General features: G+C 43.6%; 9 protein-coding genes. 4 read left to right on the forward strand and 5 right to left on the reverse strand.

From position 1 onward, the window contains the following. The first annotated feature begins 30 nt into the window (after positions 1-30). From NSTCB13_RS33830 to NSTCB13_RS33840, 3 genes are all read left to right on the forward strand, one after another. Entirely contained in the window at positions 31-267 is a 237-nt protein-coding gene (locus NSTCB13_RS33830) for a type II toxin-antitoxin system Phd/YefM family antitoxin (protein ID WP_448275405.1), read from the forward strand. After that, a complete protein-coding gene (locus NSTCB13_RS33835) occupies positions 254-634 on the forward strand; it encodes a type II toxin-antitoxin system VapC family toxin (RefSeq protein ID WP_448275406.1) in 381 nt (126 codons plus the stop codon). The genes NSTCB13_RS33830 and NSTCB13_RS33835 overlap by 14 nt, the downstream gene beginning before the upstream one ends. Before the next feature lie 227 nt (positions 635-861). Beyond that, positions 862-1,353 carry a GIY-YIG nuclease family protein gene (locus NSTCB13_RS33840; protein WP_448275407.1) on the forward strand — a complete coding sequence of 164 codons (492 nt, stop codon included), beginning with the start codon at positions 862-864 and terminating at the stop codon, positions 1,351-1,353. Between the two features lie 547 nt (positions 1,354-1,900). Here NSTCB13_RS33840 and NSTCB13_RS33845 read toward each other — a convergent pair. Both NSTCB13_RS33845 and NSTCB13_RS33850 read right to left on the reverse strand, forming a co-directional pair. Next, positions 1,901-2,755 (reverse strand): hypothetical protein, encoded by an 855-nt coding sequence (locus NSTCB13_RS33845; RefSeq protein ID WP_448275409.1) that lies wholly within the window; start codon positions 2,753-2,755, stop codon positions 1,901-1,903. After that, positions 2,730-3,245 (reverse strand): FAD-dependent oxidoreductase, encoded by a 516-nt coding sequence (locus NSTCB13_RS33850; protein WP_448275411.1) that lies wholly within the window; start codon positions 3,243-3,245, stop codon positions 2,730-2,732. Before NSTCB13_RS33850 ends, NSTCB13_RS33845 begins: the two co-directional genes overlap by 26 nt. A 41-nt stretch (positions 3,246-3,286) precedes the next feature. Between NSTCB13_RS33850 and NSTCB13_RS33855 the strand changes: the two genes are divergently transcribed. Further along, positions 3,287-3,502, forward strand: coding sequence for a hypothetical protein (locus NSTCB13_RS33855; RefSeq protein WP_448275413.1), 216 nt, complete (start codon positions 3,287-3,289; stop codon positions 3,500-3,502). Between the two features lie 23 nt (positions 3,503-3,525). On the opposite strand, the gene NSTCB13_RS33860 is transcribed toward NSTCB13_RS33855, so the two are convergent. The 3 genes from NSTCB13_RS33860 to NSTCB13_RS33870 all read right to left on the reverse strand — a co-directional run bounded on the left by NSTCB13_RS33860 (position 3,526) and on the right by NSTCB13_RS33870 (position 11,967). After that, positions 3,526-5,547 carry a carotenoid oxygenase family protein gene (locus tag NSTCB13_RS33860; protein ID WP_448275415.1) on the reverse strand — a complete coding sequence of 674 codons (2,022 nt, stop codon included), beginning with the start codon at positions 5,545-5,547 and terminating at the stop codon, positions 3,526-3,528. Between the two features lie 397 nt (positions 5,548-5,944). Next, a complete protein-coding gene (locus NSTCB13_RS33865) occupies positions 5,945-11,305 on the reverse strand; it encodes an AAA family ATPase (protein WP_448275417.1) in 5,361 nt (1,786 codons plus the stop codon). A 329-nt stretch (positions 11,306-11,634) separates the two neighbouring features. Further along, the gene (locus NSTCB13_RS33870) at positions 11,635-11,967 is read right to left on the reverse strand and encodes a hypothetical protein (protein ID WP_448275418.1); all 333 of its coding nucleotides are present in this window, start codon (positions 11,965-11,967) and stop codon (positions 11,635-11,637) included. Positions 11,968-12,114 lie beyond the last annotated feature (147 nt).

A 12,114-nucleotide genomic window follows, 5' to 3' on the forward strand; every position in this document is an offset into this window, starting at 1 on the left:
CAATGTAAATGTAAAACTTTAAGAAAGGCAATGAAAAAGGTTACATTAACGGAATTAAGTAATAACATCGAGTATCTACTAGATGAAGTACTAGAAACAGGTATTCCACTAGAAATTAACAAAAATGGCAAATTATTAAAAATTGTTCCTTTAGAAAAACAAGATAAGCTTCAAAATTTGACATTCAAATCTGATGCTATTCAAGGAAATCCAGATGATTTAGTTAATATTAATTGGGAACAGGAGATTAATATTGATTTATCTTGATACTCATGTAGTAGCATGGCTCTATGCTGGTTTAACAGATAAATTAACTGATATTGCTAAAACTTTAATTAATGATAATGACGTTTATATTTCGCCAATTGTGAGATTAGAGTTACAGTATTTATATGAAATAAAACTTCTTAAGGATGAACCGGATGTGATTATTTCTAATCTCTCGCAGCAAATTGGTTTAAAGATATGTAATCAAAACTTTAATAATATTATCAGTACTAGCTTAACTATCACTTGGACTCGCGATCCTTTCGATCGGATTATTACGGCAAATGCTCTGTTAAATAATAATATATTACTGAGCAAAGATGAAAATATTCTGAATAACTATCTGTATGCAAAATGGCGTGATTAAAAGTTATATCGATCGCGACAGCATAACGCAATGCACAACAGCGATCGCACTTTCGGAATTTTGGGGCGATCGCTTCACTGGTATTTGCTGACCTAAAGTTGACTGTTGTTCAAGTTTTACAAGGATGATGAAAATTTAGCAGGAGAGTGTTCCCTTCGACTTCGCTCAGGGAACGCTTTATTTAGGGAACACTTTTTCTAATACAAAGCGATTGCACAAATCAATTTATGGCTTATATGTACATTCTTGAATGTGCTGATAGTAGTTACTACACAGGTAGTACAACGGATCTTGAGCGGCGGCTGTGGCAACATCAACAAGGTGAGGGCGCAAACCACACAGCAAAACGGTTGCCTGTGAAGCTAGTTTTTTGTGAGTATTATCAGTGCGTAGTAGACGCTTTTGAGCGTGAGAAGCAGGTGCAAGGTTGGAGTCGAAAAAAGAAGCAAGCTCTGATTTCAGGAGATACAAATTTGTTGCATAAATTAGCCGAATGCCAAAATGAAACTCATTACAGTAGGTTGGTTGGCTTCGGTGGTGATGGCTTCGACACTTCGACACAAAAACGCTCCCTGAGCGAAGTCGAAGGGAGCGAAGTCGAAGGGAGCGAAGTCGAAGGGAGCGAAGTCGAAGGGAGCGAAGTCGAAGGGAGCGAAGTCGAAGGGTGCGAAGTCGAAGGGAGCGAAGTCGAAGGGAGCGAAGTCGAAGGGTGCGACTGATCTTGTAGCAACTTCCGCTTTGCTTGCAGCAACTTCTGCTTTAACGTTTCCGCGTTTCGCGCAAGCTGTAGCAACTTCCGCTTTAACGTTTCCGTGTTTTGCGCAAGCTGTAGCAACTTCTGCTTTCACGTTTCCGTTCTGAGAAGATTTTGCGTGGTATTGCTTATAAATATGGTAATAATAGCCACGAGTATCAGATGGCTGGAGGTACTCGTAAAAGCGATCGCAAGCGTGCTGTGCGTCAAAGCGTGGTTTTGCCGAATTAACTAGGTGCGATTAAATGCGATCTATGCGATCGCCAACCAAAATTACTGATTTAGCCGGTGTACACACAAGTTATGGAATCACTACCAGTCATTGAATTACCCCTCCCTAACCCTCCCCTTGTAAAGGGGAGGGAACTAGATTTTCCGGTTTCCCCCCTTTACAACGGGGGATTAAGGGGGGTAATTTGACTTGTGTATACACGGTAGCCTTTACAAGGGGGGATTAAGGGGGGTAATTCGACTTGTGTGTACAACTTCAAAGGAGAAAGAAGTTTTCTGGACTAAAAGTTCTTCTCGACTAAACTTTTTGAGTACTCCACAATAGTCTCAACCAACTCAAAATTCAATAAGCCTCCTACATAGAAGGTTTTGCGTTGACCTTGCATCGCTTCTAAGCGATCGTAAAATCCCGCTTGCATAACCTCTGAAGTAACGTGAGGAAAGTAAGGCCACTTATCGTAGGTGTAGTAATCATCATCTACCTGCACTCCCAAATTCTCTAATGTCTTTTGAATCCCTTGGAGAACATCTTCTTTAGTGATTTTTCCCTCACGATCTAAGCGAGTGTAAAAGGCAATCAGGTCATTGTCAGCAAACTGTTGAGCAATAAACCAAGGATTCCCCATTGCATTTAAGGGAATGACATTAGTTACTGGGGTTGGCATTTCCAAATCGGGAATTAGATAAGTAATCAAACTGTAGGGATTGAGAATAATCTGCTCAAATAGGTCTTTCTCTGCTGGCGACAAATCGAGAAAGGTGTTGAGAACATTCAACGTCAACGGACAAGCTAAAACCAGATAGTCAAATTCTAAAACTTCTTCATGGGTAACAATCTTGTCAAGAATCTGCTCTTGCTCGGTGAACCGCACCCGTGTAATTGCTCCACGCTTGATTTCTTTGATGTCAATATTCAAGCGCACATTTATTCCCCAAGCAACACGCTCCCAGAAGCGTTGGAAACCATCAATAAACCGTTTAGGCCAACCGCAGCGCATATCTGCACCGTAAGTAACTAAAGTCCCAAAGGTTTCTAGAGTCATGTATTTTAAGGCATAGGCAGCAGGGATTTCGTTTAAATAGCCATAGCCCATTGCGGTAATCGGAATTTCAAATAAAGTTGTTAGACATGACAAATTTTTCTCTGCTAACCACTGGGAAAAAGGTTGAGTGAGTTCGGGATGTTGACTGATACCGGCAAACCCAGGAACGGAAATAATTGGCTCTAGCCAAAGACGCTCCCACCAATAGCGCCCAACGGCTGCCAAAAACGTTACTGGGGTCGGTTCCCTCGGTAACGGCATTCATGATTGAGGTGTAGGCAGGTTGTCCCGGTTGAGATTTAAAAGGGTTGTAGACTTGCCCTGGCCCTTCGCTGTAAAGTTGAGCGCCGACTTCTTCAGCCATTTTGAGGACTTCTTTGTAAGCAGGAGTGAGATAATTTGCTCCTAAGTCAAAGGAACGGGAATTATAGGTAATAGAACAACATAATCCCCCTACCCGTCCAGCTTTTTCTAAGACAAGTACGTTGCGGTAGCCTTGCTTTTTCAAAAAGTAAGCCGTAGATAATCCGGCTGCTCCCGCCCCGACAATACAAATTCGTGCATCTTTAGATACTTTAGTCATAATAGTCGTTCTTCCTAGTAGTAATGTGCCCTGATTTGAGAATGTTGCAATTAGTAGAAGGCAGCACTTCTCTACGAGAGGCTGCGCCAACGGCTACGCTCAGTGACCAAGCAGGAGGCAGCACTTCGGCTACGCTCAGTGACCAGGCAGAAGGCAGCACTTCTCTACGAGAGGCTGCGCCAACGGCTACGCTCAGTGACCAAGCAGGAGGCAGGAACGTTACTGTTCCTTACATTCACGCTTTTAAAATCTCCTAATTTATATAGATAGATCGCAACTTCTACTGAAAATGCGGATAAACTGCTTCTGTGAATAATTGCTGAATGGCTGGCTGTTTAAGTAACGATTCATAGTCTTGTCGCACGGGGATATCGTAATTAGCAGTGCGAGGTGCGATCGCAGATAACCAAGTAGTGTGCATTGTGAAGCCAAAATCCAGTTGTGGATGACTCAATTTGCATATAGGCCCAGCCCCTAATCGATCGGCTTGGAAGATCCAAATTTCGTTGTTATTTTCCCCAAATACCGTACAGACGATATAGCCATCTGTAGAACTGCCATTGCTGTTCAATCTCGGTACAAACTGGGGTGAACTGATGAAGTAACCAGAGGGCGCATCATAAAAATCTGCCACCTCCATTTTGATTGTATCGACCCGAAATAAAGAAGAAGGGCGATTGTGAAATGCTTCTTCTCGTTGCATTAAGTCTTTTAGTGGTACAGCCCGATAGGGATACTCTTCGTACAAGTTGTAAATAAACTCAGTCAGCAATTCTGGCCAAAAACCGAGGGATTGCCAATAAATATTATCAATCCGCTGAGGAGGCAATCCAGAGGCCAGCTTTTCCTGGCAAGCGTAGAATCCTATACCCCAATGACGGCGAGTATCGTAAATTACTTTGGCATCTTGAATCTGACCTGTCTCGCCGTTTATTTGATAGCGACCCAGACGACCCACATCCATTTGCCCATTAGATAACATTCCTCCCAACCACAGAGGCGCAGATTTGGGAGCGTCGAATTTTGATATATCATACTTGCGAACCCATTCGGCAATATCTGTAGCGCAGAGATGGGCAGCGTGCAAGGTGATTTGACCGTCGGGGTTTTCGTAATCGGTCAAAAAATGCACTGTTTCTAAAGGAATTACGGCTGGGCGGACTACGACAGTAGTCACATCTGCTTTGAGGTCAGCCCGACGCACGATGTAAATGGGGGAATTGGGCTGCTGCGATCGCGTCAGTAATCGTCGCAGTAGGCGCTCAGTTTCCAAACTATCGGGAATGGGATTATTGAGGATTTGTTCTGGGCCAATCTTCAAGGAGGTGTCCATCAGCACCACGTAATCTTTGGTAACTGCCAACTGATGGATGCTTTGTTCAATTCGCACCGGGGAACCATCCGGCAGTATTAAATCCCACTGCTGGAGTTTACCGACACCATCCCACCGCATCAGACGAACAAAATCTGGCATAGCAGTTCCCAACAATTTCTCAATCCAGCCAATCAATAGTTGCGAGAAACTTTGAGAAAACTTCGAGAACATTCCCAAGGGAATCTGCAAAGGATTGTTGTCTAAAAGTTGAGCGATCGCACTTAGCAATTGCTGTAGTTCCTGGGGCAGTTGTTCCAGGTCATAAATGAAACGCGCACTTTCGAGAAAATTACTCAGCGATCGCCCATAGTTAACTAAGAAAACTTCGTTGGTATAACCATCAAAGGCTGGGTGAGACGTACTCAACACCGGGGGGAAAGGATAGGGAAAAGGTAGAAACGGTTTCCACTCAGTGTTACCTCCCACTGGGGTAACAATCTCTAAACTATTGGTATCAATTTCGTAGGGACGACCAGCGTCATAAGTAATCATTAATCGCTCTTGGCTGTCGTTAGCCGTATTAAAGGCGAGAAAGGCAATATCTACCTCATCTCGCAAGCCCAAGGAAGGGGAGAAGCGTAACAACCCATAATCGCGAAATTGATGAGAGCGATAAGTAGGATTTTTAAAAGTTGCTCGATCTGCATAATAGCAAGGTGTACGTGCCAGTTTCGTTTTGACAGTCACCTGTCCGGCTTGCCAATCTAAGCGGTAAATCATCCCATCACCGTTAAAAATGTGGGTTCCATTCGGATTGGGTAATCCCCCAGAGGCAACACTACCTACAGGCGCAATAATAAACGTATGTCCTGATAAATCTGTCGGTACATCTCCATAGATGACATTCATCGGTAAATTCGATATTTCCTGACGGCTGGCAGTCATTGCTGCCTCTGGAAATCGGGGTTCGGGAATTTTAGGATTCATTAATTGATACCCTGGTATTGTCTAATTTGGTGTTTTGCCTTTAGGTATAACACTAGGTTTTAATTTAAAAGTTGAGTTTTTGCCCTCAAATGTCCAAACATCAGCTTTTTCAGGATTTTTAAATCCAACTATGAAGAGTGCTGAGTTGAAAGACCGCCTACAAGAGGCTACCGTGTATACACAAGTCTGAAATAGCTGAGAAATCACGGTTTTACCCCACCCTAACCCTCCCCCCTTCGACAAGCTACTTCGGCTACGCTCAGTACAAGTCAGGGCATTGCTTGCAAAGGGGAGGGAACTAGATTTCCGGTCTCCCCCCAATGCATCGGGGGGATTAAGGGGGGTAATTAATTACTCAGTACTTCTTAATTTAGTCAGCAATCAGTATGTAAATCCCTTAAAATTTAACTGCCTCAGTAAAAATTGATGCTATTTCTTTTCCTGGCTGACAGCGCTCAAGATACATCTGCGCGACTCGATCGCACGGGTTTTGCTGCAAGCAATCTTGAAAATACTCGGCTGCTGCTGCAAATTGTTGTTGTTCGTAACACGCTAATGCTGATGCAAATACTTCTAAAGTAGCCGCTTTACCTGCATTCACTTTTGGGGAATCGGCTGCAAACACTTCATGAACAGTCACAGCATTCGTTTTACCCTTCACCTTCACCTGACCAATTACACGAATACCATAGCGATCGCGATTTTGTAAGCGCTCAAAAGTTTGGTCGGTAATTAAAAGTGGCGCGTTGAATGTTTTCGTCAATCCTTCGATTCGCGCTGCTAGATTAACTGCATCACTAATCACTGTACTATCCATACGATTCAACCCGCCGACTGTCCCCAAAATGAGCGAACCAGTATTAATCCCAATGCCAATTTGAATTGGTAAGTAGCCCTTGGTTTGGCGTTTTTCGTTGTAGGTTGTTAATGTCTGCAACATGGCAATTCCCGCCTGTACTGCATCATCGGCATCTCCGGCAAACAAGGCCATGATGGCATCACCAATATATTTGTCGATAAAGCCATTGTTTTCGAGAATAATTGGCTCCATGCGGCTGAGATAGGAGTTAATAAATCGGAAATTTTCGGCGGGAGTCATGCTTTCGGAAAGGGTGGTGAAGGCGCGAATGTCGGTAAATAAAACTGACATTTCTCGCTGCACCTGATCGCCTAATTGCACGTCTATAATGCTTTGCTTATCGAGGAATTGCAGAAATTGGCGCGGGACAAAACGCTCATAAGCTTTGTTGAGTGCAGCTAAATCTGTATACAAACGGGCATTTTCAATGGAAATAGCTGCTTGTGCGGAAAGCAGGTTGAGCAACTCCAAACGATCTGGGGTAAATGCTCCTGTTGTCAAGTTATTTTCTAAATAGACAATCCCTGCTAACTTTCCTTGGTTAATCAAGGAAGTACACAAAATCGATCGCGGCTGGTATTGGCGAATGTAGGGGTCTTTGATGAATTCCCCAATCCCTACTGCTTCGTTGATGGCATCGTTTAAGACTACATTAGTTTTAGTGCGAATCACATAATTAACGATCGCAGTCGAGAGAGTTTGGTTATCTTCAATACTGAGTGATTCCAACACCTGAATAGTATTCTCACCAACGGTTCCCTGAGCTTCAATTAGAAATTTTCCTTTGGTTGACAACAGCAAAAATCCCCGTTGCGCCCCGGCATTTTCTATTAAAATCCGCATTAAGTTAGATAAAAGTTTATCTAGTTGAATTTCTTCAGAAAGGGTTTGAGAAGCTTTGATGACTGTCACCAAATCCAATGACTCTGAGCGGCTGGTACTTGTGAGACCTGTTGGGTGAGAAGTAGTGGTTGATAAAGTTGAGTTAACAGCTTTTTCGAGAATGCGCGTTAAGATTTGGGGATACTTGGCTTCTAAATCTTTTACCTTAGCGATCGCTCCCCACTGCAAATAAAGATAGCGGGCTTCTTGCAGATAAACTTGGGCAATCTTGGATTTGTTCTGGGCTAAGTAAAATTTGGCAGTTAATTCATTGGCGAGAGCCGCTTCATTAAAATACTGGTTTTCTTGGGCTAAGGCAATGGCGCGATCGTAACAGGCGATCGCCTGACTAGATTCTCCATGCACCCGATGCCATTCTGCTTCTACCAGCGCTAATTTATGGGTATAGTTGACAGGAGAAAATTTCGCCCAGACTTGCAATTTTTTCCGGTTTGCTGCCACTCGCTGGAGTAACTTTTGACGTTCTGCTGCACTGACAACAGAAGCTAAAGCTAGTCGTGCTAATGAGTCATAAAAGTGGAACCATCCCACAATATATAAAGCCACAACTGCATCTAAATAAGGAATTGCTAAATCAGCATTCTTGACGGCTGTAGCGTAATCTTCAAACCAATAATTCAGCGTTAATTGATTAGTATAAATATAAAAAATAGCTGTGCGGTAGTTACTCTCGATATGCTGGGCTAACATCGACGTTGCATCATAAAATTCCCCCATCAACTGACAGGGATTAGCATTTTTGCCCTGTAAATTAGCAACTACTTGGCGATAAAGTTGAATGAGAACAAAAATCGGTTTTTTCTTAAACTGGTGAATTGCATCTGCGTAAATAGCTAAACATTCATCTAATTCAGCCAGATTTTGACCAGAAAAATAGCAATGCATAGAGCATGTATTCGCACAAAAGGCAGCGTACTCGGTATCACCCGTATCGCGCCCAACTTGAAATCCTGCTTGCAGTGAAGGAATAGTATTTTGCAGTGGTTCTTGCCAGTGGCGGACAAAGGAATTAACTACAAATAAAGTTCTCGCTTGCAAATGCTTGGCATTGAAGCGGTCTAGGACTTGCAAGGCTAATTCACCAAATTTATATCCCCCTTGCAAATCCCCAACAACGCCACAGAGAATCAAACCATAGGTAGCGTAGGCAAAGGCTGATTCTGCCGCATTGCCATATTTCGCGGATATTTCTACCTGTTTAAAGACCGTCAAAGGAAAAACATTCGGGGCTGCGAGGTAGGTCGCCGAGGCAATACTTGCCAGGATGCGAATTGCCGCTAATTTTGTGGGATGGGTGAGTTTTGGTAAGTCAACTAAGGTGTGTATTTGCTTACCTGCCAAAGCAAGTTTAGTTTTTAGCAATCCCAGCATAATTTGCGGTTGGCCGGGGTTGCTGGCTAAGGGAATGCCCAGCAGTTGCAGAACTTGCAGACCGAGTTTAGAAGCTGCCAATAATTGATCGCAGGCGATCGCAGCTTGGATTTTAATGGCATAAACCTGCACTTGATCGACTGTGCTGCGGGTCTTTTGCAGAACTTCATCTGTGAGTGCATCCATGCGTTCAAAGTCCCCACCCAAATAAGCAGCTTCGGCGGCGGCGGTATGCAATGCCAAAGCTAGCTGATATTGTTGCCGCCAACAGTTAGCTGCTAGGCAATTAATCCCCATTATCAGATAATCTAAAGCTGGCTGATAAGCTGCTGAGGCTTTGGCTTTGTTACCTGCTGTTAAATTCAACTGAGCTAATTTTTGTCGCTGTTGACGGTCTGCGATTAGGACGATGCCGAAATTCAGTTGATTAACAATGTCAAAAATCCTTTCTTCTTGCTTTTGGGGAGTAATGCCTTGTAATAATAGTTGCCCAATCTGCAAGTGTACTGCCCGTTTTTGGTCGGTAGAAATCAGTGAGTAAGCTGCTTGCTGGACGCGATCGTGCAGAAATTTGTAGACTACATCCAAATTTGTCAACGCTGTTACTTCTAGGTCGGCAACTTGCAAGAGTTGGTAGTCATTACCTTGGGGTAAAATTAGTCCGGTTTGCACGGCTTCCCAGAGTTGGGCGGCGACATCTGCAAGGGATTTTGAGCTAGCGATCGCCAGAGTCTGTAAATCAAAGGAATTACCAATACAAGCTGCTAATTTTAAAGCTTCTTGGGTGGCTACTGGCAGCTTTTGAATTTTCAGCGCCATCAACTCAACTACGTTATCGGTAATCTGCGCTGCTTGGATTTTTGTCAGTTGCCACTGCCATTGTCGCTGAGTGAAATTAAACTGGAGTAATTCTTCTGCATACAGCGACTTCAGAAATTCATTCATGAAGAAGGGATTGCCATTAGTCTTCTGCTGAAGCAGTTCTGCTAAAGGAGTAACTTCTGCTAAATCGACATTGTTGAGAGTATCGCTGAGGAGTTGTTGAATTTCAGGCAATGCTAAGGGCGTTAAGGTGAGTTCGTGAATAGCTACCCCTGCTTGTTCTAAAGATGCGATCGTTGTCCGCAGGGGATGGCTTTTATCTACTTCATTATCGCGATAAGCACCAATCAGCAACAGATATTGACTGTCTGCTTGACTAATTAACAACTGAATCAGCTGGAGTGATGCACTATCCGCCCATTGCAGATCGTCCAAAAACATCACTAAAGGATGTTCCTTTTGGGTAAAGACCTTAATGAAGTTTTGCAAGACCAAATTAAACCGAGTTTGCGCTTCCTTGGGCGATAGTTCTATAACGGGTGGCTGCTGACCAATAATCAGTTCTACCTCTGCAATCACTTCGATAATCACCTGGCCATTGACACCAAGAGCATCTAATAATTTTTTGCGCCAAATAGCAATTTCGGCTTCACTTGTAGTTAATAGTTGGCGAATTAAAGCTTGAAAGGCTTGAATTAAAGAACTGTAGGGAATGTTGCGTTGAAACTGGTCAAACTTCCCAGAAATAAAATATCCCCGTTGCTGAGTAATCGGTTTATAAATTTCTTGAACTAGGGCTGATTTGCCAATTCCAGAATAACCTGCAATCAGCATCACTTCACTTTGACCGTGACTAGCTCGCTCAAAAGCTGCCAGCAAATTTGTCACTTCCGCCTCGCGTCCGTAGAGTTTTTGAGGAATTTGAAATCTACCGGAGCAATCTTGCTGTCCCAGTTCAAATAAGGAAATTTGCCCTGTAGCGTGCAACATCTCCAAACATTGCTCTAAATCTGCCTGCAATCCAAAAGCACTTTGATAACGCGCTTCGGCAGTTTTTTCTAGCAACTTCATCACAATTTGCGAAAGCGCTGGTGGAATTTGAGGATTGATGCGATCGGGTGGAATCGGTTGTTTGGCAATATGGCTGTGAACCAGTTCTACAGGATCGTCGCTAATAAAAGGTAAATGCTGGGTCAACAGTTCGTAGAAAGTGACTCCCAAAGAGTAAAAATCGGTGCGATAATCAATCGAGCGATTCATCCGTCCTGTTTGTTCGGGAGAAATATAAGCGAGAGTCCCTTCTAAAACATTCAGATTTCGCAACGTGGGATTTTCCCGCGACAACAAAGTAGCAATCCCAAAGTCAATTATTTTCGTTTGTTGAGTTGTGGGATTGAGAAGAATATTGGCAGGATTAATGTCTTTATGAATAATTTGTTGCTGATGAATTGCTTCTAAAGCTGCCGCTACTTGTATAGCCAATTGCAAAAAATTATTTAGCGGTAGAGGCGATTGATTGAGTAACTCACGTAGAGGTTGCCCACCAAAATCCTCTAAAACTAACACTAAGGTATTTTGATATTTTTTCAAGTCGTAGGCTTGGATAATTCCAGGCGCTTGAGCGCGGCGTGTGAGATCGTATTCAAGTTTAAACCGAGCGATCGCTTCTGGGGATGGGTATTCTTGCCACAGAACTTTCAGTACTACTGGTTGTCGATCTAACTCTCGATATCCTTGATAAACCTGAGAATTAGGGCTTGCGTGCAGTTCTGTCAGGACTTTATACCCTTCCAGTGCGATCATAGATTACTTAAGCGTTTGCTGTATTGTTAGGGCCTATTCAGTATAAATTACTCACCTTACAAGTGAACAGAGATTAGCCGAATGCTACAGTGAGTGGATTGGAAGCGATCGTCTAATGGATATAAATTTATTTGTTATGTGATGTTGCGTAGAGAGCTACGGCGTATACACAAGTCGAATTACCCCCCTTAATCCCCCCGATGCATTGGGGGGAAGCCGGAAAATCTAGTTCCCTCCCCTTTGCAAGGGGAGGGTTAGGGTGGGGTATTTTTAATGCAAGGGGAGGGTTAGGGTGGGGTATTTTTAATGCTCTGTTAAATAACCACATATTACCGAACAAAAATCAAAATATTTTTCCCTGTAGCGACTCCCGTCATCCCTGTAGCGACTACCGTCATCCCTGTAGCGACTACCGCCTTCCCTGTAGCGACTACCGTCTTCCCTGTAGCGACTACCGTCTTCCCTGTAGCGACTACCGTCACCCCTGTAGCGACTCCCGTCTTCCCTGTAGCGACTCCCGTCACCCCTGTAGCGACTCCCGCCTTCCCTGTAGCGACTACCGTCTTCCCTGTAGCGACTACCGTCTTCCCTGTAGCGACTACCGTCTTGACGTTTGAAGGCACAGTACTGCTGTACTTCAATAAATAATAAATGTTTGCCAAGGATGCGATCGCCTATGCAATATCTTTAGGTGTAGCGTCTGTTACTAACATCGTTATTTTTTAGTCAGGTTGGGGAACTCTATAAATACGTTTCAGTAATTGCCCAACGCTAGATGTGGGCTGCTCTGAACCGTATTGTAACGATAT

This window comes from Nostoc sp. DSM 114160, from assembly GCF_053470305.1.

Bases quoted from the DNA above. Each gene is read 5' to 3' on its own strand.
- NSTCB13_RS33850 (WP_448275411.1), bottom strand. From the start codon at position 3,245: ATGACTAAAGTATCTAAAGATGCACGAATTTGTATTGTCGGGGCGGGA.
- NSTCB13_RS33840 (WP_448275407.1), top strand. From the start codon at position 862: ATGGCTTATATGTACATTCTTGAATGTGCTGATAGTAGTTACTACACA.
- NSTCB13_RS33830 (WP_448275405.1), top strand. From the start codon at position 31: ATGAAAAAGGTTACATTAACGGAATTAAGTAATAACATCGAGTATCTA.
- NSTCB13_RS33860 (WP_448275415.1), bottom strand. From the start codon at position 5,547: ATGAATCCTAAAATTCCCGAACCCCGATTTCCAGAGGCAGCAATGACT.
- NSTCB13_RS33855 (WP_448275413.1), top strand. From the start codon at position 3,287: ATGTTGCAATTAGTAGAAGGCAGCACTTCTCTACGAGAGGCTGCGCCA.
- NSTCB13_RS33865 (WP_448275417.1), bottom strand. From the start codon at position 11,305: ATGATCGCACTGGAAGGGTATAAAGTCCTGACAGAACTGCACGCAAGC.